This is a genomic window from Olsenella uli (assembly GCF_016899935.1).
Classification (GTDB): domain Bacteria; phylum Actinomycetota; class Coriobacteriia; order Coriobacteriales; family Atopobiaceae; genus Thermophilibacter; species Thermophilibacter uli_B.
In genome coordinates this window covers 62502-87794 of the sequence record NZ_JACJJK010000002.1, presented here as the reverse complement: position 1 = coordinate 87794, position 25293 = coordinate 62502, and the positions used below count along the sequence as shown (strand labels likewise).

The 25293-nt window shown below is 68.7% G+C and carries 21 protein-coding genes; 11 read left to right on the top strand and 10 right to left on the bottom strand.

Annotated elements, in window-relative coordinates:
- Nucleotides 1–84 precede the first annotated feature (84 nt).
- Together H6A07_RS02200 and H6A07_RS02195 are read right to left on the bottom strand one after the other, a co-directional pair.
- Complete coding sequence (locus H6A07_RS02200) at nt 85–381, bottom strand: type II toxin-antitoxin system RelE/ParE family toxin (protein WP_204812966.1); 297 nt, start codon at nt 379–381, stop codon at nt 85–87.
- Entirely contained in the window at nt 382–657 is a 276-nt protein-coding gene (locus H6A07_RS02195) for a type II toxin-antitoxin system RelB/DinJ family antitoxin (RefSeq protein ID WP_204812964.1), read from the bottom strand.
- 97 nt (nt 658–754) lie between these two features.
- Here H6A07_RS02195 and H6A07_RS02190 point away from each other — a divergent pair, with 97 nt between their 5' ends.
- Nucleotides 755–1687 (top strand): DMT family transporter, encoded by a 933-nt coding sequence (locus H6A07_RS02190; RefSeq protein ID WP_204812962.1) that lies wholly within the window; start codon nt 755–757, stop codon nt 1685–1687.
- 22 nt (nt 1688–1709) lie between these two features.
- The gene (gene nudC / locus H6A07_RS02185; RefSeq protein ID WP_204812960.1) at nt 1710–2573 is read left to right on the top strand and encodes an NAD(+) diphosphatase; all 864 of its coding nucleotides are present in this window, start codon (nt 1710–1712) and stop codon (nt 2571–2573) included.
- 7 nt (nt 2574–2580) lie between these two features.
- On the opposite strand, the gene H6A07_RS10295 is transcribed toward nudC, so the two are convergent.
- From H6A07_RS10295 to H6A07_RS02170, 3 genes are all read right to left on the bottom strand, one after another.
- Nucleotides 2581–2829 carry a helix-turn-helix domain-containing protein gene (locus H6A07_RS10295; protein WP_204812957.1) on the bottom strand — a complete coding sequence of 83 codons (249 nt, stop codon included), beginning with the start codon at nt 2827–2829 and terminating at the stop codon, nt 2581–2583.
- A gap of 38 nt (nt 2830–2867) precedes the next feature.
- Nucleotides 2868–3362, bottom strand: a complete 495-nt coding sequence (locus H6A07_RS02175) for a hypothetical protein (RefSeq protein ID WP_204812956.1) — start codon at nt 3360–3362, stop codon at nt 2868–2870.
- A gap of 86 nt (nt 3363–3448) precedes the next feature.
- Nucleotides 3449–4690 (bottom strand): radical SAM/SPASM domain-containing protein, encoded by a 1242-nt coding sequence (locus H6A07_RS02170; RefSeq protein ID WP_204812953.1) that lies wholly within the window; start codon nt 4688–4690, stop codon nt 3449–3451.
- Nucleotides 4691–5163: 473 nt separating this feature from the next.
- On the opposite strand from H6A07_RS02170, the gene H6A07_RS02165 reads away from it, so the two are divergent.
- The 6 genes from H6A07_RS02165 (at nt 5164) to leuB (ending at nt 13403) form a co-directional block, all read left to right on the top strand.
- Nucleotides 5164–6699, top strand: coding sequence for a 2-isopropylmalate synthase (locus H6A07_RS02165; protein WP_204812951.1), 1536 nt, complete (start codon nt 5164–5166; stop codon nt 6697–6699).
- A gap of 50 nt (nt 6700–6749) precedes the next feature.
- Nucleotides 6750–8012 carry a 3-isopropylmalate dehydratase large subunit gene (gene leuC / locus H6A07_RS02160; RefSeq protein ID WP_204812950.1) on the top strand — a complete coding sequence of 421 codons (1263 nt, stop codon included), beginning with the start codon at nt 6750–6752 and terminating at the stop codon, nt 8010–8012.
- Between the two features lie 221 nt (nt 8013–8233).
- A complete protein-coding gene (gene xylB / locus H6A07_RS02155) occupies nt 8234–9718 on the top strand; it encodes a xylulokinase (RefSeq protein ID WP_204812948.1) in 1485 nt (494 codons plus the stop codon).
- A 217-nt stretch (nt 9719–9935) separates the two neighbouring features.
- Nucleotides 9936–11438, top strand: a complete 1503-nt coding sequence (locus H6A07_RS02150) for an L-fucose/L-arabinose isomerase family protein (RefSeq protein ID WP_204812946.1) — start codon at nt 9936–9938, stop codon at nt 11436–11438.
- A gap of 325 nt (nt 11439–11763) precedes the next feature.
- Nucleotides 11764–12270 carry a 3-isopropylmalate dehydratase small subunit gene (gene leuD / locus H6A07_RS02145; protein ID WP_204812944.1) on the top strand — a complete coding sequence of 169 codons (507 nt, stop codon included), beginning with the start codon at nt 11764–11766 and terminating at the stop codon, nt 12268–12270.
- A 2-nt stretch (nt 12271–12272) separates the two neighbouring features.
- A complete protein-coding gene (gene leuB / locus H6A07_RS02140) occupies nt 12273–13403 on the top strand; it encodes a 3-isopropylmalate dehydrogenase (RefSeq protein WP_204812942.1) in 1131 nt (376 codons plus the stop codon).
- A gap of 122 nt (nt 13404–13525) precedes the next feature.
- On the opposite strand, the gene H6A07_RS02135 is transcribed toward leuB, so the two are convergent.
- Nucleotides 13526–14659, bottom strand: a complete 1134-nt coding sequence (locus H6A07_RS02135) for a hypothetical protein (protein WP_204812940.1) — start codon at nt 14657–14659, stop codon at nt 13526–13528.
- A gap of 151 nt (nt 14660–14810) precedes the next feature.
- On the opposite strand from H6A07_RS02135, the gene H6A07_RS02130 reads away from it, so the two are divergent.
- Nucleotides 14811–16013, top strand: a complete 1203-nt coding sequence (locus H6A07_RS02130) for a MalY/PatB family protein (RefSeq protein ID WP_204812938.1) — start codon at nt 14811–14813, stop codon at nt 16011–16013.
- A gap of 22 nt (nt 16014–16035) precedes the next feature.
- On the opposite strand, the gene H6A07_RS02125 is transcribed toward H6A07_RS02130, so the two are convergent.
- The 3 genes from H6A07_RS02125 to nrdD form a co-directional block, all read right to left on the bottom strand.
- The gene (locus tag H6A07_RS02125; RefSeq protein WP_204812936.1) at nt 16036–16734 is read right to left on the bottom strand and encodes a hypothetical protein; all 699 of its coding nucleotides are present in this window, start codon (nt 16732–16734) and stop codon (nt 16036–16038) included.
- Between the two features lie 224 nt (nt 16735–16958).
- Nucleotides 16959–17519, bottom strand: a complete 561-nt coding sequence (gene nrdG, locus H6A07_RS02120) for an anaerobic ribonucleoside-triphosphate reductase activating protein (RefSeq protein ID WP_204812934.1) — start codon at nt 17517–17519, stop codon at nt 16959–16961.
- A gap of 251 nt (nt 17520–17770) precedes the next feature.
- Nucleotides 17771–19993, bottom strand: a complete 2223-nt coding sequence (gene nrdD, locus H6A07_RS02115) for an anaerobic ribonucleoside-triphosphate reductase (RefSeq protein WP_204812932.1) — start codon at nt 19991–19993, stop codon at nt 17771–17773.
- Between the two features lie 313 nt (nt 19994–20306).
- On the opposite strand from nrdD, the gene H6A07_RS02110 reads away from it, so the two are divergent.
- Both H6A07_RS02110 and H6A07_RS02105 read left to right on the top strand, forming a co-directional pair.
- On the top strand, nt 20307–21467 hold the full coding sequence (locus H6A07_RS02110; RefSeq protein ID WP_204812931.1) for a pyridoxal phosphate-dependent aminotransferase: 1161 nt from the start codon (nt 20307–20309) through the stop codon (nt 21465–21467).
- A 9-nt stretch (nt 21468–21476) separates the two neighbouring features.
- Complete coding sequence (locus tag H6A07_RS02105; RefSeq protein WP_204812928.1) at nt 21477–22067, top strand: nitroreductase family protein; 591 nt, start codon at nt 21477–21479, stop codon at nt 22065–22067.
- Between the two features lie 267 nt (nt 22068–22334).
- On the opposite strand, the gene H6A07_RS02100 is transcribed toward H6A07_RS02105, so the two are convergent.
- Nucleotides 22335–25259 carry an insulinase family protein gene (locus H6A07_RS02100; protein WP_204812926.1) on the bottom strand — a complete coding sequence of 975 codons (2925 nt, stop codon included), beginning with the start codon at nt 25257–25259 and terminating at the stop codon, nt 22335–22337.
- Between the last annotated feature and the right edge of the window lie 34 nt (nt 25260–25293).

The window sequence follows — 25293 nt, the reverse complement described above, 5'->3', positions numbered from 1 at the left end:
ACCGGCCCTAGTGCCAGTCTGCCTCTAGTTTACGGCAAATCGCCTGCCGAGAAGAACGTGGGGACGTGATTTGCCGTTCCGACGCTAGCGGAAGATCTCTCGGTGCGTGCCCGTGCGCTGAAAGACCGCGAGTCCGTCGCGAACGGCCCACACGAGCAGCCAGTCGCCGGCGTTGCAGACGTGGCACTCGTTCGAGCCCGCCCACGTCCCGGCGAGGCGGTGCATGTTGTGGTGGCGAACGAGCTCCTCGCGGGCCGCGAGGGTGTTCTCGAGGATGAGGCCGACGACCTCGTGCAGGGGCGCGGCGTCGATTCCCCGCTTGGCGAGGCGCTTGTAGTCCCGGTGGAACTTCGGGGTGAAGTCGGGGCGCAGGGGAGCCATCTAGGCCTCCAGGGCGGCGAACATCTCGGCAGCCGAGGAGTACCCCGTGCGCTCGCCGCGCGCGTGGGCGGCGAAGATCTCCTCGGACTCGCGGATCGCCTGGAGGGACTCCTCGTTGGGCTGCTCGCCGTCAAAGGTGATGGGGATCGAGCCGGTGCGGACCATGTACGTCCAGAAGGCGCGGGTCACCGACGCGAGGTCCAGCCCGAAGCTCTGCGCCACCTCGGCGGCCCGGGCCTTGAGGTTCTCGTCGACGCGGATCGCGTAGCTGGTCATCGGTGCCTCCTGTGTGATAAAGATCGCATGATGTACTACTCACATCGCATAATATACCATAGCCACGTCAGGGCTCGCGGAGCTATAATTCCGCGTCATGAGTGCCGAGAAGAACATCTGGGCCGCGGCGCGGCCGTCGCGTCGGGACGTCCCGCAGTGGGCGTGGAAGCTCCTGCTGGCGGCGTGCGCCGCCATCTGGGGCGGGTCGTTCGTGGTCATGAAGGACACGCTCGACGCGATCACGCCCGCGTGGCTCATGTTCGTGCGCTTTGCGCTGGCCTCCGTGCTCACGGCCGCCCTCTTCTGGCGGCAGCTGCGCGCCAACCTCGACGTGAGCCACCTCGCGATGGGCGCGATCCTGGGCCTGGTGTGGGGCGCCGCCTACGTGGTCCAGAACATCGGGCTCGACGACACCACGCCGGGGCGCAACGCCTTCCTCACGGCCACGTACTGCGTGATGACGCCGTTCATCAACTGGTTCGTCGCACGGCAGCGGCCGGGCAGCGGCAACGTCGTGGCGGCGCTTCTCGCCATCGTGGGCGTGGGCCTCGTGGCGCTGGGGGACGACCTCTCGCTCGCCATGAGCCGCGGCGACTGGCTCACGCTCGTGGGGGCGGTGCTCTTTGCGGTGCACATCGTGCTGGTGGCGCGCTTCTCATCGGCGCACGACGTGATGACGCTCACGGCGGTGCAGCTCGTGGTAGGCGCGCTCGTGGCGCTCGGCACGGCGCTCGCGCTCGAGCCGCCGCTCGACGCCGCGGCGCTCGCGAGGCCGGAGGTCTGGGGCGCGCTCGCCTACCTGGTGGTGCTCTCGTCCACGGTGTGCACCATCGGGCAGAACGTGGGGCAGGCCAACGTGCCTCCGGCGCAGGCGTCGCTGCTGCTCTCGCTGGAGAGCGTCTTTGCCGTGGTGGCGAGCGTGGTGTTCTACGGCGAGCTCGTCACGCCGAGGATCGCGCTCGGCTTTGCCACGATCTTCGTGGCCGTGGTCGTGAGCGAGCTGCTCGGGGGCCGCAGAAAGGGCAAGTAGTCGGGCTACGGAAGGGGCGCCCATGATCCAGGAGTTTGGCGCGGAGCACGCCTTCGACAACCATTTCGAGCCGCACGAGGCGGCCGACGGGGACTACCTGCTGCACTTCTCGGACGGCGGCTGCCTCGCGCGCGTGGCGGAGGGTCGGGTCGAGCTGCCCCGGATGGGCGCCTACCCGACGCGTCCCTCTCGCCTGACGTATCTCTTCTCGCTCGGGCAGGAGCGCTTCTTCCTCGCGCTGGACGACGTCGTGACCGCGCCGGCGGGCTTTGCCTACGAGGCCGTGAGCTGGCTGCGCCGCGCCGAGCCGCAGCACCTGCTCTTTGCGGCGGCCACGGCCTCCCAGCTGGACCGCTGGTATCGCGAGAACCGCTTCTGCGGCCGCTGCGGCCACCCCACCGAGATCGCGCCCACGAGCCGCGAGATCGTGTGCCCGGAGTGCGCGCGCATTGTCTACCCCAAGATCTGCCCGGGCGTCATCTGCGCCGTGACGCGCCTCGCCGACGACCCGGCCGACGACGCAATCGTGCTCACGCGCTACAACGGGCGCACGACGGCGCTCTGGGCGCTCGTCGCCGGCTTCACCGAGATCGGCGAGCCGCTCGAGGACACGGTGCGTCGCGAGGTCATGGAGGAGGTCGGCCTGCACGTCAGGAACCTGCGCTTCTACAAGAGCCAGCCGTGGAGCTTCACCGACACGCTCATGGTCGGCTTCTGGTGCGAAGTCGACGGGCCGAGCGACATCCGCGTGGACCACGACGAGCTCAAGGAGGCGCGCTGGTTCACGCGCGCCGAGATTCCCCTCGAGCGCACGGACGACCGCGCGTCCATGACGGGCGAGATGATCGAGCGCTTCCGCACGATGGGCCGCGCCGCCTGGGAGTAGGGCAGGGCTACTCGCCGACCTCCCCGAGGGTCTGCTCCTCGGCGAGCTCCTCGGGGGTCATGTAGTCGATGATGTCGCCGGGCTTGCAGCGCAGCACCTGGCAGAGCGCCTCGAGCGTGGAGAAGCGCATGCCGCGGATGTGGCCGTTCTTTATGTTGGACAGGTTGACCGTCGAGGTGCCCACGCGTTTGGCGAGCTCCGTGGAGGAAATCTTTCTTTCGGCCATGACGCGGTCGAGTCGTATGACGATGGGCACCTCATCACCTCTTTCAGTGGGGAACGTACCCGTCCATTCTACGCGATACTGTCCGAGTCCTCCTTGAGCAAGTTTCCGTAACGGGTCACGAGGGCCAGACAAAAGAGAAAGACGGCAAAGCTGAACATCAATGGGTTGATGCCGGGCTGTGAGGTCGCGCCAAAGGAGAGGGTCCCTCCCAGGAGCTGGACGTCGTAGCTCGGCGCGATTCCGAACAGGTCGAACATGGTGCTGAGGACGAGGAGCAGCCCCGCCGTGACGAGCCGCAGCGACTGGCCGCGCCCGAACGGGGAGCTGCTCCTCCCGAAGTGCCGGAGGAACTCGGCGAGAAGAACGGTCGTGGTGATGGCGGTCGCGTGCTTGAGCAGGCGTATCGCCACGGACGCGTCGCGGGGGAGGCCGTCTCGCACGGAGGCGGACACGCTGACGAGCGCGATGACGACGAACAGGGCCGCTATGGCGTACATGCAGACGGTACCGATGCGGGCCATTCGGCTGGCGCGGCGGTACTCTCCCAGAATCTCCTCGGACACGGGTTCCTCCTCAGGTTTAGACTCCGATTACGACGGGGCCGATATAGATGCAATCGGCACGGCTAACGGCGATCTCGAACAGCATCTCACCCACCTCCCTTCGTGCCGTATCGCTGCGACAGCTGGTCGGCGACGGCCTCGTAGTGCGAGCGCGAGAGCTCGCAGTACGGGTCCGGACCACGGAGGCCGCTGCCGGCCATGAGGGCGCGCGCCCGGCATCCGCCGCCGCAGAGGTGGCGGACCGAGCAGGCGGCGCACCGCTCGATCTTCTCGACGCCCAGCTCGCGCATCATGGATGCGACCTCGGACGACATGATCTTCTCGGGCGTGTCGGTGAACGCGTTGCCCATGGCGAGCCTGCGGTCGTGCAGCATGTGGCAGGGGTAGGCGGTGCCGTCGGCGGCGACGCTCAGGGTGCCGACGCCCGCGCCGCAGCTGCGCCGGGCGCAGAGCCTCGTGGCGCCCGCGCCGGCCGACTCGTCCCCGGGCAGGCCGCCCGCCGCGCAGCGCCGGCCGAGCTCGCGGAGCTGCGCCTCGCTCAGGGCCAGCTCGCCCATCCCGCACCCGTCGGCGGTGAGCAGGCTGTAGCCGAGCGTCGCGCCCAGCTCCTTGGCGAGCCGCTCGTAGCGGGGCATGTCCGCGAGGTTGGCGGCGTGCAGCGTGGGGATGATCCGGGCCTCGATGCCGGCGTCGCGCACCGCCCGGACGGCCGCGACGAGCCGGTCGAACCTCTGGGCTCCCCGCAGGTGGGCCGGCGCGTCGGCGGAGGGGCCGTCAAAGGCGACGCCCACGTACGAGACGAGGCCCGCCAGCGGGCGGACGTTCCCTTCGTTGACCAGAAGGCCGTTGGTGAGCACGGTTACGTCGGAGATGCCGGCGGCGCGGCAGCGCTCGGCGACGTCGGGGAGGTCGGCGCGCAGGAACGGCTCCCCGCCCGATATGACGAGCCGCTCGCACCCGAGGGAGGCGAGAAGCCCCAGGGCGGCGGCGAGCTCGTCGAGCGTCGGGTCGCCGACGCGGTTCCTGTCGTCGGCCTCGGAGTAGCAGAAGCGGCAGGAGAGGTTGCACCGCTGGGTCACGTGGAGGTAGGCGGAGCGGACGCGGGCGCGTCCGGGTTTGGGTCCCTCGAGGTAGCCGCCGCGCCGCAGATGGTCGACGAGCTCCCGGCAGCCGTCCGGGATCTCCTCCTCGGGGACGTCTCGCCCCGTCAGGGCGCGGCACGTCTCGGCCCCCTCGGGCGTGAGGCCGATGAGCCCTCCCGTCCGGAGGTTGCCCACCATCGGCACGCCCCCAAAGGAAAACAGCACCGTGTCGTGAGACAGCTTCATCTCGTCACCCCGTCTATAGCTGAAAGCTTACGTACGTTTCCTAGAGATGAACCAAATACAAACCCTGTACCACGTAATTCAAGCACTTTGCGGATGGGGTCAACATATGAATTTTGATTACATATATTGTAATATGGATGTGATGCGGGGCCGGGGGCGCCGCGTGGCGCGAGGCGGTTTGTTTCTGCCGCGAAATTATTTGCGCGCGGTTCGCGCGCTGTGAGAAACTGCTACGTATCAAACGAGTTGCGCCCGTCGGGGCGCCCGCTGCAAGGGGGTATGGCATGGTACGTCGCACGGCTGCCGTCGTCGAAGCGCCCGCGCGCGCCCATGTCCTTCTCGCCCTCAACCTACTCTCGCTACCGAGCGCGCGCTAGGACCCCGCTCGCCTGGCGCGCGCACGCGGCCCGACCCTGCCGGGCCCTTCTCGAGCGCTCACAATCCGACATGACGGCTGACGGGAAAGGCACACCATGACCAGGAAGATTCACATCTTTGACACCACCCTGCGCGACGGCGAGCAGAGCCCCGGCGCGTCCATGAACACCGAGGAGAAGCTCGTCATCGCCCAGCAGCTCATCCGCATGGGCGTCGACGTCATCGAGGCGGGCTTCCCCATCTCCTCGCCGGGCGACTTCCGCTCCGTGCAGGAGATCGGACGGCTGGCGGGCGACGACTGCGTGGTCTGCGGCCTGACGCGCGCCGTCGAGAAGGACATCGACCGCGCGGCGGAGGCGCTGGCTACCGCAAAGCGCCCGCGCATCCACACCGGCCTCGGCGTGTCGCCCTCCCACCTGCGCGACAAGCTGCGCATCACCGAGGACGAGTGCGTCGAGCGCGCCATCCACTGCGTGGAGTACGCCAAGAAGTACGTCGAGGACGTCGAGTTCTACGCCGAGGATGCGGGCCGCGCCGACCAGGCCTTCCTCGAGCGCGTGATCCAGGCCGTCGTGAAGGCCGGCGCCACCGTCGTGAACATCCCCGACACCACGGGCTACCAGCTGCCCGAGGACTTCGGCCGCCGCATCAAGGGCCTTAGCGACAACGTCGTCGGCATCGAGGACGTCATCATCTCCGTGCACACCCACAACGACCTCGGCATGGCCACGGCGCTCGCCCTCCAGGGCGTCAAGAACGGTGCCCGCCAGATTGAGTGCACGATCAACGGCCTGGGCGAGCGCGCCGGCAACACCGCGCTCGAGGAGGTCGTCATGGCCATCAAGATGCACGGGCAGGAGCTCGACGCCCACACCGACATCGTGACCACCGAGCTCACCCGCGCGAGCCACCTCGTCAGCCGCATCACGGGCATGAACGTCCAGGCCAACAAGGCCATCGTCGGCGCCAACGCGTTCGCGCACTCCTCGGGCATCCACCAGGACGGTGTCCTCAAGGCGCGCGACACCTATGAGATCATCGACCCCGCCGACGTGGGCGCGGCCGGCTCCGAGATCATCCTCTCGGCGCGCTCCGGCCACGCGGCGCTGCGCCACCGCCTGGCCGAGCTCGGCTACACCTTCGAGGACGCCGAGTTCGACGAGGTCTACCAGCGCTTCCTGGAGATCGCGGACCAGAAGAAGGAGGTCTACGACGAGGACCTCGAGTCCATGGTCCAGGAGCGCCAGCGCGACGTGGCCGCCGTCTACACGCTCGAGGCGCTGCAGGTCTCCTGCGGCGACCCGCTGATCCCCACGGCCACGGCCACGATCAGCGACGAGCTCGGCGTGCGCCACGTGGTGGCCGCGACCGGCGCGGGCCCCGTCGACGCCGCCTACCAGGCGATCGACAAGGTCGTGGCGGTTCACGGCGACCTCGCGGAGTTCTCCGTCAAGGCCGTCACCCGCGGCATCGACGCCATCGGCGAGGTCACGGTCCGCATCACCGCCGAGGACGGCAAGGTCTACACCGGGCGCGGCGCGGACAACGACATCATCGTCTCCAGCGCCAAGGCCTACGTGAACGCCATCAACCGCATGATCCAGACCGCCCGCTCCAAGGAGGGCAAGTAACGGATGTGGAAAGGGGACTGTCCCTTTTCCACGTCAGAAAGGAAGGAAGCATGGCGCGTCCCATGACCATGGCGGAGAAGATCCTGGCCGCCCACGCTGGGCTCGAGGAGGTCGTCCCCGGGCAGCTCGTCGAGTGCGACCTCGACCTCGTGCTCGCCAACGACATCACGGCCCCCATCGCCATCAAGACCGTGCGCGAGATCGGCGCCGGTGTCTTTGACCGGGACAAGATCTGTCTCGTGCCGGACCACTACGCCCCCAACAAGGACATCAAGAGCGCCGAGCAGACCAAGGTCACGCGCGACTTTGCCCACGAGTACCAGATCACGCACTACTACGAGCAGGGCTGCATGGGCATCGAGCACGCCCTCCTGCCCGAGCGCGGCGTCGTGGTCCCCGGCGACCTCATGATCGGCGCGGACTCCCACACCTGCACCTACGGAGGCATCGGCGCCTTCTCCACCGGCGTGGGCTCCACGGACGCCGGCGTGGGCATGGCCACCGGCCGCGCTTGGTTCAAGGTGCCCGAGACCATCCGCATCGTCGTGGACGGCGAGCTGCCCGAGGGTGCCAGCGCCAAGGACGTCATCCTCCACGTCATCGGCAAGATCGGCGTGGACGGCGCGCTCTACTGCGCGATGGAGTTCGCGGGCTCCACGATCGAGGCGCTCTCCGTGGAGGGCCGCCTCACGATCGCCAACATGGCCATCGAGGCGGGCGGCAAGGCCGGCCTCTTCGAGGTCGACGACACGTGCCGCGAGTACGTGAGCCGCCGCACCCAGCGTGCCTTCGTCGAGTACCACCCGGACGAGGACGCCCAGTACAAGCAGGTCATCCACATCGACGCCGCAGACATCGTGCCCACCGTGGCCTGGCCGCACCTGCCGAGCAACACGCGTCCGGTCGCGGAGAGCCGCGACGTCAAGATCGACCAGGTCGTCATCGGCTCCTGCACCAATGGCCGCATCGAGGACATGCGCGCGGCGGCCGAGGTGCTCTGCGGCCGCACCGTCGCCGACGGCGTCCGCTGCATCGTGATCCCCGCCACGCAGGGCGTCTGGCTCGAGTGCGTCCACGAGGGCCTGATGGACATCTTCATCAACGCGCACTGCGTCGTGTCCACGCCCACCTGCGGCCCGTGCCTGGGCGGCTACATGGGCATCCTCGCGGCGGGCGAGAAGTGCGTCTCCACCACCAACCGCAACTTCGTCGGCCGCATGGGCGACCCCACCTCGGAGGTCTACCTGGCGAGTCCCGCCGTCGCGGCCGCCTCGGCCGTCGCGGGCCACATCGCCCTGCCATCGGACCTGTAGGGCACGTCCGGGCGGCCCGGGGTCCTTCTCTCCAAGCTCAGCGCTCGCTGCGCTCGCTCACTTCGTGAATCGCTTGGCGAGAAGGACCCCGGGTCGCCCTTTTGCGTGTCGAGTGGACGCCCGGCAACATGGCCCACGACGGCGGCTCGTCGCCGGTGTGCGACTCGTACCGAGAGGGCGCATAATGGTGGCGAGAAGAACCTTGGCGCAAGGGAGGGGCCATGTACTTCATCGGCATCGATCTGGGGACGTCAGCCTGCAAGTTCCTGCTCATGGACGAGCGGGGCGAGATCCTCAACATCACGAGCAGGTCCTATGACGTCGAGTACCCGCGTCCCGGCTGGAGCCAGCAGGACCCGGCGGACTGGTGGCGCGCCGTGCGCGAGGGCGTGCCGGAGCTGCTCGCCGGGCTTGACGCCTCGCAGGTGGCGGGCATCGGCTGCGGCGGTCAGATGCACGGCCTCGTTGCCCTGGACGAGAGGGACCAGGTCATTCGACCCGCGATCCTCTGGAACGACGGCCGCACCGCCGCCCAGGTGCGCTACCTCAACGAGACCGTTGGCACCGGCCGGCTGCTCGAGCTCACCGGAAACATCGCCTACGCCGGCTTCACGGCGCCCAAGCTCCTGTGGATGCGCGACGAGGAGCCGGAGCTCTTCTCGCGCATCGCCCACGTCATGCTGCCCAAGGACTACGTGAACCACCTGCTCACGGGCGCCTACGCCACCGACGTCTCGGACGCGTCCGGGACGCTCCTCTTCGACGTGGCGCGCCGCGCGTGGAGCGAGGAGATGCTCGCGCTCTGTGGGCTCACGGCCGCCCAGATGCCGGAGGTCCACGAGAGCTACGAGCCCATCGGCACGCTGCTGCCGGAGGTCGCCGCCGAGCTGGGCCTGCCTGCGGGCGTGGTCGTGGCCGCCGGCGCCGGGGACAACGCGGCCGCGGCGGTGGGCACGGGCGCCGTCGGCGCGGGCACGATGAACATCAGCCTCGGCACCTCGGGCACCGTCTTCATCCCCACGACCGGCTTCGCCGCCGGGGTGGGGGACCGCATCCACTCCTTCTGCCACGCGGACGGGGCCTGGCACCTCATGGGGTGCATCCTCTCCGCCGCGAGCTGCAACGCCTGGTGGGTGAACGACGTCCTGGGCGCGGACGACATGGACGCCGAGCAGGCGGGGATCGACACCGGCTCCGCCGACGCCAGCCTCCCGTACTTCCTGCCCTACCTCATGGGCGAGCGCACGCCGCTGAACGACGTCAACGCGCGCGGCGCCTTCGTGGGCATGAGCATGTCGACCACGCGCTCGGACCTCACGCGCGCCGTGCTCGAGGGCGTGGCGTTCGCCGTGCGCGACTCCGTGGAGATCGCGCGCTCGCTGGGCGAGGGTGTCTCGTCCTCGACGGTCTGCGGCGGCGGGGCGAGAAGCGCGGCGTGGCTCCAGATGCTCGCGGACATCCTCGGCATCGAGCTCGTCCTGCCGGCGACGGAGCAGGGCCCGGGCTACGGCGGCGCCATGCTCGCGGCCGTCGCGGCGGGCGCCTACGAGTCGGTGGCCGCCTGCGCGGGCGCGATCGTGAGCGAGCGGGAGCGCGTCGTCCCCAACCCCGGGCTCGCCGACGCCTACGAGCGGCGCTACCGGGTCTGGCGCGGTCTGTACCCCGCGCTCAGGGAGAGCTTCGCGGCCGTCGCGGGAGAGGCGTGACCGCTCGTTCTTCTCGCCTGAGAGGGTGTTGTTTGCGCAGTGTTTATAAACGTTTACAGCCTCAATTCTCCCGCTTTGTGCCGCAACTGAGAGAATATCTACCGTTCGCAGAATTGCCCCGGTACTAAACATTATAAAAACGCTCGTCCGTACTAACGTAGGGAGGAGCAGAGAACCGGGGGCGCGGGCGTGCCGCGCCCGAAGGAGAGGAGCAAGCATGGCCATCAAGTCACCCAACATCCCCGACGTGAAGCTTGGCATCGTCGCCGTCTCGCGCGACTGCTTCCCGATCGAGCTCTCCGAGCGCCGTCGCGCCGCCGTGGCCGCCGAGGTGGCCAAGCTCGGCGTGGACGCCGTGGAGGTCAAGAAGACTGTCGAGTCCGAGGCCGACGTCGCCCCCGCGCTCGCCGAGGCCGTCGCCGCCGGTGCCAACGCGCTCGTGGTGTTTCTCGGCAACTTTGGCCCCGAGACGCCGGAGACCCTGCTCGTCAAGAAGTTCGACGGCCCGGCCATGTGCGTCGCGGCCGCCGAGGGCGACGGCGACCTCGTGAACGGTCGCGGCGACGCCTACTGCGGCATGCTCAACTGCAGCTACAACCTGGGCATGCGTCACCTCGCCGCCCACATCCCGGCCTACCCGGTGGGCACCGCCGCCGAGGTCGCGCAGATGATCAAGGACTTCGTGCCCGTGGCCCGCGTGGTCATCGGCGTGCGCAACCTCAAGATCATCACCTTCGGCCCGCGTCCGCAGGACTTCTTCGCCTGCAACGCCCCGATCAAGGGCCTCTACCAGATCGGCGTGGAGATCGAGGAGAACTCCGAGCTTGACCTGCTCGTCGCCTACAAGGCCCACGCCAACGACCCGCGCATCGCCGACGTCTGCGCCGACATGGCCGCCGAGATGGGCGAGGGCAAGTACTACCCCGACCTCCTCGAGCGCATGGCGCAGTTCGAGCTCACCCTGCTCGACTGGGCCGAGCAGCACAAGGGCGCCCGCAAGTACGTGGCCTTCGCCGACAAGTGCTGGCCGGCCTTCCCGGAGGAGTTCGGCTTCGAGCCGTGCTTCGTGAACTCGCGCCTGGCCACCCGCGGCATCCCCGTGGCCTGCGAGGTCGACATCTACGGCGCCCTCTCCGAGTACATCGGCATGTGCGCGTCCGACGACACCGTGACCCTGCTCGACATCAACAACTCCGTGCCCGCCTCCCTCTACGAGGAGCAGATCGCCGGCAAGTTCGAGCAGGACTGGAAGCTCACGGACACCTTCATGGGCTTCCACTGCGGCAACACCCCGAGCTGCAAGCTCTGCGCCGACCGCGCGGTCAAGTACCAGCTCATCCAGCACCGCCTGCTCGAGCCCGAGGGCTCCGAGCCCGACTTTACCCGCGGCACCCTCGAGGCGGACATCGCCCCGAGCGAGATCACGTTCTACCGTCTGCAGTGCGACTCCGACGGCGTCCTGCGCAGCTACGTCGCCGAGGGCGAGGTCCTGCCGGTCACGACGTGCTCCTTCGGCGGCCGCGGCGTCTTCGCGATTCCGGAGATGGGCCGCTTCTATCGTCACGTCCTCATCCAGAAGCGCTACCCGCACCACGGCGCGGTGGCCTTCAACCACTGCGGCCGCGCCCTCTTTGACGCCCTGCGCTTCCTCGGCGTCGAGGACATCGCCTACAACCAGCCCAAGAGCCTCCCGTACCCCACGGAGAACCCCTTCGCGTAAGGGCGCTCGCACGCTGACCTGAGGCAGGTTCCGGGGACGGGTTCCTCGAGCGAGACGAGTTCCGTTTCAGCTCGAAGAACCCGTCCCCCTTTCCGTAAGAGCTCCCTGGTCCCGACGCTAGAATGGCGCCAACGAAGGTGATCGGCGGGGCCCGTCATGTCGCGACGCACGAGGACGGTTCCCCCGCCACCCGCATGTTCTTCTCGACCAGAGGCCGTGGCGTCTGTCATCCGGCGAGTTCCGCAGCCGCGTTCTGCGCGGCGAGGACCTGTCCGAGTCGGGGGCAGACGCCACGGCCGGCCGTCCGCGACAAGAAAGGACAACGATGCAGTTCAAGGGAACCGTCTTCCGCTACGGGCGCGACATCGACACCGACGTCATCATCCCGGCGCGCTATCTCAACACGTCGGACCCGGCCGAGCTCGCCAAGCACTGCCTTGAGGACCTCGACCCCACGTTCGTGACGCGCGTGCAGCCCGGCGACATCGTGGTCGCGGACGAGAACTTCGGCTGCGGCTCCAGCCGCGAGCACGCGCCCGTGGCCATCAAGGCGGCCGGCGTGTCCTGCGTGATCGCCAAGAGCTTCGCGCGCATCTTCTACCGCAACTCGATCAACATGGGCCTGCCCATCCTCGAGTGCCCGGAGGCCGTCGACGCCATCTCCGAGGGCGACGTCGTCTCCGTGGACGCCGACACCGGCACCATCACCAACGAGACCACGGGCGCCACCTTCCACGCGCAGCCGTTCCCGCCGTTCATCCAGGAGATCATCAACGACGGCGGCCTCGTCGCGCGCACCAAGCGCGTGATGGCCGAGAAGGGCGGGAACTAGCCATGGCGTCCGCGACCTACCACGTCTGCACGCTGCCGGGCGACGGCATCGGCCCCGAGATCATCGCCGAGGGCAAGAAGGTCCTCGCGGCCCTGGGCGAGAAGTACGACGTCGAGTTCGTCTGCGAGGACCAGCTCATCGGCGGCGCGGCGATCGACGCCACCGAGGCCGCCGGCGGTCCCGTGAGCGCGTTGCCGCCCGAGACGCTCGAGGCGGCCCGTGCGGCCGACGCGGTCCTTCTCGCCGCCGTGGGCGGACCCAAGTGGACCGACACGCGCGTGGGCGCCGTGCGTCCGGAGCAGGGGCTGCTCGCCATCCGCAAGGAGCTCGGGCTCTACCTCAACCTGCGCCCGGTGCGCATGTTCTCCGCGTTGATCGGCGCCTCCACGCTCAAGCCCGAGGTGCTGGAGGGCGTGGACCTCATCATCGTCCGCGAGCTCACGGGCGGTCTCTACTTTGGCGGTCACGAGCGCACGATGGGCGTCGAGGGCGCCGGCGTGGGTGGCACCCGCGGTGAGTACGCGCGCGACATCCTGGAGTACAGCGAGTACGAGGTGGACCGCGTGGTGCGCTGGGCCTTCGACGCGGCGCGCCGCCGCCGGGGCGTGGTGCACTCGGTGGACAAGGCCAACGTGCTCGACACCTCCCGCATGTGGCGCGAGGTCGCGCACAACATCGCGGCCGAGTATCCCGACGTCACGCTCGAGGACATGTACGTGGACAACGCGGCGATGCAGCTCATCGCCAACCCGGCGCAGTTCGACGTGCTCGTGACCGAGAACACCTTCGGCGACATCCTCTCCGACGAGGCCTCCATGCTCACGGGCTCGCTCGGCATGCTCGCCTCCGCGAGCCTGGGCGACGGCACGGCGCTCTACGAGCCGAGCCACGGGTCGGCGCCCGACATCGCGGGGCAGGGGATTGCCAACCCGATCGCGCAGATCCTCTCCGTGGAGCTCATGCTGCGCTACAGCTTTGGCATGGACGAGGCCGCCGACGAGCTGGCCGCCGCGGTCACGCGCGTGCTCGACGAGGGCTGGCGCACCGTGGACATCGCCGACGAGGACACGCCGGAGGACCGCGTGCTCGGCACCGCCGCGATGGGCGACAAGATCGTGGAGGCCCTGGGCTAGGTCCCGACGGGGCGGCGGCCCTCGGTTCTTCTCGGCAACGGGCATTAACGCGCACGGTTTGCTTCAATCGAATATATTCGCAGTTGAGAATAACGCGCATGGCAAACCGTGCGCGTTATTTCTTACGCGCGGTTGAGCACGGCCTCCCACGGGACGCTCTCAAGCAGCTCGCGGGCGTATTGCCTGCCCGCTGGCCACGGGAGAAGCGACCAGATGAGCCTCTGGCGTCTCAGGGCCATCGAGCGGAGCTGAAGGCACAGTTTCAGGTGGGTGGCGCTCCGGTCGTCAAACTCCTCCATCGCGAGCGCCGCCTCGAGCATGACCGCGTCCAGGCCTCCCGGGGCAAACAGGTCGTTGGGCGTCACGGGAAGGATGACCCGCCCCACCGCGGCCAGCTCCCGGTTGCGTCTGAGGTCGTCGAGGTACTTCTCGCGCACGCTTCTCATTGCTTCGGACGGGTTGCCGTTCACGGCGGCCTCCACGATCGAGTCGAGGTCGAGGCGTGCATGGCTGTCATAGTTGAAGCCGACGTGGGTTCCCAGAATCTCGATGTCCGGCACGCGCGACCCCTTGCAGCCAAGGCGCACGAGCTCGGGTGTCGTCCCGTGTCTCACGTTGAGGGAGACGTCTCCGATGCCATAGCCGTTTGCCGACGTGGGCAGGCACGTCATCAGGGCAACGATCGCCTCCATGGGGGACCAGGCGTTGTCCCGCACCCACCTGAGGGACTGCCGGGCCAGGGTGACGCCCCTGCGCCTCCCGCATGCGCCCAGGTAGTCCGTGATCTTTTCGACGCTCGTGACCGGCGGGACGCCGTAGGCCGCCTCGTCGACGCGCGGGTCTTTTGCCGAACGGGAGTACGTGCCACAGAGTTCGCAGCCGAGAAGTGCGTGGACCTCGGGCGTCATGATGTCGGCGAGCTGGAGAAAGAGAAGCTCGGGACAGGGGATGCAGAGCCCATTTCCGAGTGAGACGAACGAGTCCTCGGGAAGACCGATTGGCTGCACGTGACACGAGAAGAACGACGCCCGCACGCGATTGCCTGCGCTCGGCACGACGACGTCGATGCTGCGCGCCTCGCTGGGGGCTGCGGCGAGTCCGAGCGCGTCGAGCGGGAGAGCGCTTCTCGTCCACCGCGCGCGAGGGGTGGGGTCCGGTTTGGGAAGCTCGTGCCGAAGGGCCGGGAGCGTCCCGCACGCGCAGCGGTAGACGCGAAGCGCGCGGAGCGCGGCCTGGTGACTCGGAGTGAGGAGCATGGTCCCTCCTTTGGGTTAACGCGCACGGTTTGCTTTGATTACGTATGTTCGCAGTTGAGAATAACGCGCATGGCAAACTGTGCGCGTTATGGTCGAGCGGGCGAGAAGAACGGCGTATGCTGACAGATGGCAACGTGACGAAAGGACGCCCATGACCTACGACTTCACCTCGATCCTCGACCGTGCCGGACATGACGCGCTCGCGCTGGACGCGATCGGCGTGCCGGGCTCGGGCTACCCGGCGCCGGAGGCCGGCTTCGATCCCATCCCAATGTGGGTCGCGGACATGAGCTTCCCCGTGGCGCCCGCGATTACGCGGGCGATCGAGGAGCGCCTGGCATACCCGACCTTCGGGTACTTCTCGCCCAGCGACGCCTACTACCGGGCGATCATCGACTGGCACCGTGACCGCAAGGGCGTGGCCGACCTCGAGCCCCGCCACATCGGCTACGAGAACGGCGTGCTCGGCGGCGTGGTCTCCACGCTCACGGCCTTCGCGGCGCCCGGGGACCCCGTGCTCGTGCACAGCCCGACCTACGTCGGCTTCACGCACGCGCTCGAGGACAACGGCTTCAAGATCGTGCGCTCGCCGCTCGTGCGCGACGAGGCCGGCGTCTGGCGCATGGACTTCGAGGACATGGAGCGCCGCCTTGCCGAGAACCGCATCCACGTGGCGATCTTCTGCTCCCCGCACAACCCCTGCGGACGCGTCTGGGAGCGCTGGGAGATCGAGCGCGCGATGGAGCTGTATGCGCGGCACGGCTGCGTCGTCATCTCCGACGAGATCTGGTCCGACATCGTCCGTCCCGGCGTGACCCATGTCCCCACCCAGTCCGTCTCCGAGGACGCACGCGAGCGCACCGTGGCCCTCTACGCGCCGAGCAAGACCTTCAACCTCGCGGGCCTCATCGGCAGCTACCACGTCATCTACAGCGACTACCTGCGCGACCGCGTGACGTCCAAGGGCGCCAAGACGCACTACAACAGCATGAACGTGCTCTCGCAGCACGCCCTCGTCGGTGCCTACGGCCCGGAGGGGCGCGCGTGGGCGGACGAGCTCAACCAGGTCATCGCCGGCAACGTGGACTGGGCGTGCGACTTCATCGAGCGCCGCCTGCCCGGCGTGGGCGTGTCGCGGCCCGAGGGCACCTACATGCTGTGGCTGGACTGCACGGCGTGGTGCGAGAAGAGCGGGCGCTCGATCGACGACCTCCTGCGCGCGGGATGGCGCGTGGGCGTCTACTGGCAGGACGGGCGTGCCTTCAGCGGCGCGTGTCACATCCGCATGAACCTTGCGCTGCCGCTCTCCCGCGTGCAGGAGGCCTTCGCGCGCCTCGAGCGCTACGTCTTCTAGGCCTCCCGCTCGCAGGTCGTCCTTACACGAGCTCGCCGCTCGCGAAGCCTCGGTCGACGTCGCGCTGGAGCCGCTCGGTGAGGCGGTTCTCGTCGTCGGGGACCTCGCGCGCGTAGGCGAGGAGCTGCCGCGCGCTGGCGATGGGGCGACGCCCCGCGAGGGCGGCCGCCTGCGCGGCGATCATCGGGACGGCCCATGACGCGGGCCGTGGGGAGAGGTGCAGCGTCTTGCCGTCCGTGACGATCCCGCCCTTGAACGGCAGCAGCGTGAGGAGCATCAGCGAGGGGATGTGGTGCACGTGCGAGTCGGCGGGGTCCTGCATCGCGCCGACCACGAAGAGCCGGTCCCGGTTCATGTAGACGGCGCGGTCCTCGTCGGCGTCCACGACGGTGAACATGTCACGCAGGGAGTGGCGCCAGGGCCGTGCGGTCTCGAGCTGCCGCTCCGAGAGCCCAAGCGGGTTGTCGCGCACGAAGTCGTCCACCAGCTGCCGATGGCGCCAGAGGGCCTCGCTCACCTGACCGCCGTTCTCGTAGAGCATGTCGGGGTTCTCGGGTCGCTCCCTGAGACGCTCGGGGGCGACCACGTGCAGTCGCTCGTTAGCGTAGACAAGCAGGGCATTCATGGTCGAGTAGAACAGGCGGGCGTCCTCGTCGTCCATGTGCGAGTATGGTGCCCGCGCGTCCCTGAGGACGTCGCCCACGGTCCTTGGCCTTCCCATGCATCCTCCTTCGGTCGTCGTGCGAAGGAGGCTATCAGGGTGGGGGAGGCCCTGCCCGACGGCTGGCTGTCGGCTCGCTCCGTCCCGAGCTCAGAGACGTTGGCGCGCCCACGCGCGCGAGGAACGAGTTCGCAGACGGCGCGTCCGGGCCCGCGAGCGGCAGGGTCTCGCCCGGCGTCTCCCGGGACCTGGCGCGCGGCGGTCGGGCGTGGCGCGCGCTCGTCCTAGTCCATGGTGTGCGTGGAGAAGATCGGCTCGTCCTCCCACCAGACGACGTCGTCGCCGGGCGCCTCGAGCGTGGCGGGCACGTCGATGAGCCGCTGGTTGGACGAGCCGCGGAAGCGCAGCGTGATGTCATGGAGGTCCTGGACGAAGGGCCCGTCCACCAGCACGTCCAGCGTGTCGAGCAGACGGTCGGTCACGTCTCCGAGGTTCCAGGCGCCGCCGGGCCTGAGCTGATCCCACGTGTGGCCCGAGAAGAGCCAGACGGACTTGCCGTCTCCAAAGCGCTCGCGCACCGCCTCCAGAAACCCCACGAGGCCCTGCTGGTTCTCGGGCTCCATCGGCTCGCCGCCGAGGATGGTGAGGCCGCCCACGTAGGGCACGTCCATCGAGTCCATGATCTTCTCGGCAACGTCTGTGGTGAACGGCTCACCGGCGTCGAAGTCCCAGGCCTCCTCGTTGAAGCAGTTGGGGCAGTGCAGGCGACACCCGGAGACAAAGAGCGTGGTGCGCACGCCCGGGCCGTTCGCGATGTCGCAGTACTTGATGTTCGCGTAGTTCATGGGTGTCCTCCCGGACGCGCTAGTTGCGGCCTCCATCTCAGGTGGAGCAAACGGACGTTTTTCAGCCCATTGTGCCCCGAAAACGTCTGTTTGCGCCACCTGAGCGGGCCTGCCTGGGCGAGAAGAACGTCGAGCAGAGACGACTCGCGGCGGACCCCCGAAAGGCGAGGTCCGCCGCGAGTTCTTGCCGTGCCCTGTGCGGCAAGCTGTCTGAGCGCCGGACCTCGCCTTTCGGGGGTCCGCAGACAGCCCTACAGGTGCAGCACGCGGTCCCTGATCTCCTCGGTGCGGCCCTGGTTCCAGAACTGCGTGCCGATGTAGCCGCAGGTGCGGCGCGCGACGTTCATCTTGGACTGGTCGCGGTTGTGGCAGTGCGGGCACTCCCACACGAGTTTGCCGTCGTCCTCCACGATTCTGATCTCGCCGTCGTAGCCGCACACCTGGCAGTAGTCGCTCTTGGTGTTGAGCTCGGCGTACATGATGTGGTCGTAGATGTACTGCATGACGGAGATGACGGCCTCGAGGTTGTCCTGCATGTCCGGCACCTCCACGTAGGAGATGGCGCCGCCGGGGGAGAGGCGCTGGAACTCGGACTCAAAGCGCAGCTTGGTGAAGGCGTCGATCTGCTCGGTCACGTGGACGTGGTAGCTGTTGGTGATGTAGCCCTTGTCCGTGATGCCCGGGATGATGCCAAAGCGGCGCTGCAGGCACTTGGCGAACTTGTAGGTGGTGGACTCGAGCGGCGTGCCGTAGAGCGAGTAGTCGATGTTCTCGGCGGCCTTCCACTCGGCGCACTTGTCGTTCATGCGCTGCATGACGGCGAGCGCGAACGGCGTGGCCTCCTCGTCGGTGTGGCTGTGGCCGGTCATGGCCTTGACGCACTCGTAGAGGCCCGCGTAGCCCAGAGAAATCGTGGAGTAGCCGCCGTAGAGGAGCTTGTCGATCTTCTCGCCCTTGTCCAGGCGCGCGAGGGCGCCGTACTGCCAGAGGATCGGCGCGGCGTCCGAGGTGGTGCCGAGCAGGCGCTCGTGGCGGCAGCGCAGGGCCCGGTGGCAGAGCTCCAGGCGCTCGTCGAAGATCCTCCAGAACTCGTCCATGTCGCGGTGGGCGGAGAGCGCCACGTCCACGAGGTTGATGGTCACGACGCCCTGGTTGAAGCGGCCGTAGTACTTGGGCTTGCCCGGCTCGTAGTTCTTGGCCTTGGCCACGTTGTCAAAGCCGTTGCCCGAGCGGTCCGGCGTGAGGAAGGAGCGGCAGCCCATGCAGGTGTAGCAGTCGCCGTTGCCCTCGGTCTCGCCCTTGGAGAGCTTGTACTCCTTCATCTTCTTCTCGGAGATGTAGTCCGGCACCATGCGCTTGGCCGTGCACTTGGCCGCGAGCTTGGTGAGGTAGAAGTACGGGGTGCCCTCGCGGACGTTGTCCTCCTCGAGCACGTAGATGAGCTTCGGGAAGGCCGGCGTGATCCAGACGCCCTCCTCGTTCTTGACGCCCTCGTAGCGCTGCTTGAGCATCTCCTCGATGCACATGGCCAGGTCGGCCTTCTCGCGCTCGTTCTTGGCCTCGTTGAGGTACATGAAGACCGTGATGAACGGCGCCTGGCCGTTGGTGGTCATGAGGGTGACCACCTGGTACTGGATGGTCTGGACGCCGCGGGCGATCTCCTCGCGCACGCGGCCCTCCACGATCTGGGAGAGCTTCTCCTCGCCGGGGTCCACGCCGATGGCCTCCATCTCGGCCTCTACCTGGCGGCGGATCTTCTGGCGCGAGACGTCCACGAAGGGCGCCAGGTGCGTGAGCGAGATGGACTGGCCGCCGTACTGGCAGGAGGCCACCTGGGCGATGATCTGCGTGGCGATGTTGCAGGCGGTGGAGAAGCTGTGCGGGCGCTCGATGAGCGTGCCGGAGATCACGGTGCCGTTCTGCAGCATGTCCTCGAGGTTCACGAGGTCGCAGTTGTGCATGTGCTGCGCGAAGTAGTCCGAGTCGTGGAAGTGGATGATGCCCTCGTTGTGGGCCTCGACGACCTCGGCGGGGAGCAGCTCGCGCATCGTGAGGTCCTTGGAGACCTCGCCGGCCATGTAGTCGCGCTGGACGGAGACCACCGTGGGGTTCTTGTTGGAGTTCTCCTGCTTGACCTCCTCGTTGTTGCACTCGATGAGCGCGAGGATTTTGTCGTCGGTCGTGTTCTTGTGGCGCTTCTGGTTCTGCACGTAGCGGTAGATGATGTAGCGGCGCGCCACCTCGAAGTGGTGCAGGCCCATCAGCTGGTCCTCGACGAGGTCCTGGACCTCCTCGACGGTCACGGTGTGGCCGGCCTCCATGCACTCGTCGGTGACGTTCAGGGAGGCGAACTTGATCTCGCGCTCGGTGAGGCGCTCGTTGGCGGGGACCTCGCCGTTGGCCGCGCGGATGGCGTTCTCGATCTTGGAGATGTCGAAGGCGACCTCCGAGCCGTTGCGCTTGATGATCTTCATGGTGCGTCGACCTTTCGCTGAAGAGGCGCTCCCGAGGGCGCGCCAGGGGTGCAAGTCGTGCGTGCGGAATCAACTATGCCACAACCGCTAGTGGTTTTGACCGACAAACATACTATATGTTGTTGACAAGTGGTCGAAAACATGTGGCTTGATGTTGATAACCCATATCACCGCAGGTAGTAAAAATGACGCAGAAAAAAGCTTTCGCCAATTGGTCCTCAAATTGTCCTTGATGTTTCCGTGAGCGGCTCGGCGAGCGGCGCGGCGCGCGCCTGCGCTAGAGTTAGGCGAGAAGGACGACGAGAGGGGAGTCATGGAGTTCTCCAAGAGGCTGGGCCTGTTCGGTGACGAGGTGTTCGCCGCGCTCAACGCGCGCCGGCGCGAGCTGGAGGCCGAGGGCCGTCGGGTCTTTGACCTCTCGGTGGGCACGCCGGACTTCCGCCCGCCCGAGCACGTGGTCGAGGCGCTGCGTGCGAGCGCGGCGGACCCCGAGAACTGGAAGTACTCGCTGCACGACAAGGACGAGCTGCTCGACGCCGTGTGCGCCTACTACGAGCGGCGCTACGGCGTGGCCGGGATTACGCGCGACATGGTGATGAGCTGCCGGGGCACCCAGGAGGGCCTCGTCCACGTGTGCGCGGCGCTCGCGGACCCCGGCGACGTGGCGCTCGTGCCCGACCCGTGCTACCCCGTGTTCCAGAACGCGACGCTGCTCGCCGGCGCGCGCCCGCACTACTACCGCCTCACGGCCGAGCACGACTTCCTGCCGCACCTGGCGGACGTGCCCGCCGAGGTGGCGGACGCCGCCAGGTACCTCATCGTGTCGCTGCCGGCCAACCCCGTGGGCTCGGTCGGAACGCCGGAGGTCTACGAGGAGGTCATCGCCTTCGCGCGCGAGCACGACCTGGTCGTGATCCACGACAACGCCTACTCCGACATCGTCTTCGACGGGCCGGCGGGCGGCTCGTTCCTGGCGTACCCCGGGGCGCGCGAGGTGGGCGTGGAGTTCCTCTCGCTCTCCAAGTCCTTCAACGTGACGGGCGCGCGCCTGTCGTTTCTGGTGGGCCGGCCGGACGTGGTGGCGGCCGCCCGCAAGCTGCGCTCGCAGATCGACTTCGGCATGTTCTACCCCGAGCAGGACGCGGCGATCGCGGCCCTCACCGGCCCGCGCGACTCCGTCGAGCGCCAGCGCCTGCTCTACCAGGAGCGGCGCGACGCCCTCTGCGACGGCCTGGAGTCGATCGGCTGGGAGCGGCCCAACGCGCACGGCTCGATGTTCGTGTGGGCCAAGCTGCCCGGCGGGCGCACGGACTCGGCGGCCTTCGTGCTCGAGCTCATGGAGCGCGCGGGCGTGATCGTGACGCCGGGCGCGAGCTTTGGCCCGTCGGGGGAGGGTTATGTGCGGATGGCGCTCGTCATGCCGCCCGACGAGCTGCGCGAGGTCGTCGCGGCGATCGCTGCGGCCGGGATTTAGGGGGTTGTCGTGAACGAGAGCGAGTTCGTCGAGCTGGTGGCCGCGTCGCGGACGTACCGACGCTTCGACGAGGGGCGCCCGGTTCCCGAGGCAATGCTGCGGGCGCTCGTGGGGGCGGCCCGCCTGGCACCGACCGCCAACAACACGCAGCTGCTGCGCTTCCATCTGAGCACGGGCGCCGAGGCGCTCGAGGTCGAGGCGCACCATCGCTGGGCCGGCCTGCTCAAGGAGTGGGACGGTCCCGCAGCCGGCGAGCGCCCGACGGCCTACGTCACGATCGCGGGGCCGGCGGGCTCGCGCGCGAACGCCCTGCGCAACCAGGACGCGGGCATCGCGGCCCAGACGATCATGCTCGCCGCGCGGGCGGCGGGGCTCGCGGGCTGCATGGTCGCGAGCTTCGACGCCGGGCTCGCCGGGCTTCTCGGCCTTGACGATAAGGGCCTCGAGCCGCTGCTCCTCTGCGCCCTCGGCTACCCTGCGGCGGACGAGACCGTGGTCCTCGAGGAGGCGGACGCCGAGCGCGGCGTGGCCTACTGGCGCGACTTCGAGACCAACACGCATCACGTGCCCAAGCTGGGGGTCGACGACCTTCTCGTCTAGGAACATCCGCCCTTGTCACGTGGTGTTCCGAGAATCGCCGCCCTTGTCGCGAGCGGTTCTAGAAAACGTGGACCTTGCTGCGACGGCTTCTAGGAAAACGCGGGATTGCGCGTTCTGGAGGGAATTTGTCTAGCTTTTGGGGACCTTGCGCGGCGGACGGGCCGTCCAACTGCGCAAGGTCCCCACTTTCTAGAAGCGCCTGCGACAAGGGCGCCATTTTCTAGACGGGCGAGAAAGACGGGCGAGAAGGACGGCGTCGCCCGTACCCTAGCAGAGCTCGGTCACGGCGTCGAAGGCGACCTCGCTCGCCTCGATCGCGTCGCGCCCGCCGAAGACGCAGACGCCGCTCGGCGCCTCGGCGTCGGCGAGCGCCGCGGCGAGTTCGCGCACGTCGTCGGCCGTGGCGGCGAGCTCCTGCGCGCGGACCTCGTCGCGCCAGGCGGCGGGCCGGCCGTTGAAGCGGGCCACGTCCTGGCGCCGCGCGAGCTGGCGGGGCTTCACGGGCGCGTCGTGAGCGGCGACCGTGGCCACGACGTAGCCGTCGAGCTCGTCCTTGGTGGGCCGCCAGCCGGCGAGCCACGCAGCCGCGCCGTCGTAGCGCCCGAGCGTGGCGTCCACTGAGGGGTCGCGGTACGACCAGAACTGCCGCAGGCCCTCGGTCGAGCGCTTGAAGCCCACGCCGTAGGCGCCGCCCTTCACGCGCACCTCGTTCCAGAGGTAGTCGTAGGTGAGCGCGCGCGTGGCCACCTGCCAGGTCCCGATGCTGCCGGGGTCGACGGCGGACGGCGCCGAGGCGCGCGCGACGTAGGCCACGTCGGAGGGGATGACAAAGGCCTCGCGGCGCGGTGTCGGCGCGGGAACGACGAGGCGGTCCCCGGCGTCCTCCGCAGGGACCAGGCCGAGGGTGCCGCCGCGCTCCCAGAAGCGGGCGCGGTCGCCGGCCGGCCCGGTGAAGCTCACGGTCACGTTGTCCGCCGCGAAGACGCGCCGCGCGACGCCCGCGAGGCGGCCCGGCAGCTCGGCGGCCCGCTCGTCCCAGTGCTCGAGCAGCTCGCGCAGGAAGAGGTAGTAGTCCAGCCCGCCCATCGCGCTCGAGGCCACGGCGGCGGCCGAGAAGTACGTGCCCGTGCGGCCGAGGGCAGCGGCATGCCCGGAGCTCAGGTAGTACTGCTCGAGGGCGACGCGGCGCTGGGTCAGGATGTCGCGGATCCGGGCGAGGTCGGTGAAGTCCGTCTCGCCCCAGACCTCGGCGGGGAGCTCCGTGAGGGCGTCGGCCTTCTCGGAGAGCGCGGAGGCGCCCACCACCAGCGTCGGCGCGGCGAAGGAGAGGTCGTCGTCGCGCGTGTGGGTCTCGACGAAGAAGTCGAGCCCGCCGAGCCGGGTCTCCACGAGGGTGTCGAGGTCGGAGGCGCTGTGGCGCGCCGTGGCGAGCCGGCCGAGGAGGTCCGTCAGCAGGCCGGCGTAGGGGAGCTCGGCAAAGTCGAGACGGCGCAGGTCAAAGTAGTGATAGACGTAGTCGATCCCGTGGGTGTCGAGCTCGTGGGCCACGCAGGGCAGCGGCGCCGCCACGTCGAGCGGGGCGGGCTCGGCGGGTGCCGGGCCGATGTCGGACGGCCTGAGCTGGGGGAGCGTCGCGAGCGCCTCGGGCGAGTCCGGCGCCTCCTGCTCCGCGCGCAGCGCCGCGACCTCGGCGCGGACGGCCTCGAGGTCCTTCTCGCCCATGCCGGCGCGCAGGCGCGCGAGCTCGGCCGCCTCCTCGTCCGCGTCGCCCTCCTCCACGGGCACGAGCTCGACCTCGGCGCAGTGCGCGCTCTCGCAGACGAGCTCGCGCAGCAGCCGCTCGAAGAGCCCCTCGGCAAGGCCGCGCTTGAGCGTGGCGAGCGCGTCCTCGTAGCGCAGGTAGTCCACGGGCCGCGCGTCGTCATAGAGCCAGCTCGACATCGCCTGCATGGCGAGCGCCACGCCGTCAGGGTAGCCGCCCCAGTCGCCCTCGCGCAGGTTGAACTCGGCCTGGGCGAGCGAGGCTTCGAGCTTGTCGCGCGGGATGCCGCCCTCGGCAAGCTCGGCGCAGGTGGACTCCACGAGCGCGCGGAACCTCTCGCCCGCTCCCGGCCTCAGGCCCTTGAGCGTGAACATGACCTGCGGCTGGAGCACGCCGTCGATGAGCGTGGCGGAGAAGTCGTCTGCGAGGCCTGCGTCCAGCACGCGCCGCTTGAGGGGCGCCTCGTTGGAGCCGCAGAGGGCGTCGAGCAGGACGTCCGCCGCGAGCACGCGCGTGCGGTCGGCCGCCGTGCCGATGACGTAGGAGAGCCCGACCTCGGAGTTGCTCGGCGCCGTTGCCATGCGGACCTCCGTTCGCTCGGCGCGCACGGGTGCCTGGGGAGCGAGCTCGTTCGGCGCGCCCGCCCCGCGCTCGGTGGCGCCGCGCAGGGCCTCGTCCACGAGGGCGAGCTCGCGGTCCACGTCCAGATCGCCGTAGAGAAAGACGTAGGCGTTGGACGGCGCGTAGTGGCGCGCGTGGGTGTCCAGGAAGGCCTCGTAGGTGAGGGTGGGGATGGCGCGCGGGTTGCCGCCCGACTCAAAGCGGTAGCACGTGTCGGGGAAGAGCCGGCGCGTGAGGGCCTGGTAGAGCACGTCGTCGGGGTCGGACATCGCGCCCTTCATCTCGTTCAGGACCACGCCGTTGTAGCTGAGGGTGCCGCCGTCCGCCGCCTCCAGGTGCCAGCCCTCCTGCTCGAAGATGCGCCGGCGGTGCCAGATCGCGGGGTGCAGCACCGCGTCCAGGTAGACGCTCATGAGGTTCTCGAGGTCGGCCGTGTTGGTCGAGGCCACCGGGTACATGGTCTTGTCGGGGAAGGTGAGTGCGTTGAGGAACGTCTGCATGCTCGTCTTGAGCAGGTTGACGAAGGGCTCCTTCACCGGGTAGCGCTCCGACCCGCACAGCACCGAGTGCTCCAGGATGTGAAAGACGCCCGTGTCGTCGGCGGGCGGCGTCTTGAAGCTGATCGCGAAGGCCTTGTTGACGTCCGCGCAGGCCAGCCACAGTGCGCGGGCGCCGGTGGCCTCGTGGTGCATGACGTAGGCCGTCCCGGAGAGCTCGGGCAGCGGCTCCGCGGACGTGACGGTGAAGCCGGCGTGGCGCGTGCCCGCGGCGAGCTCGGCGCGCGGCTCTGTGAAGTTCTTCTCGGCCATGTTCTTCTCCTTGGACGCAAATCTCTCAGCGTCG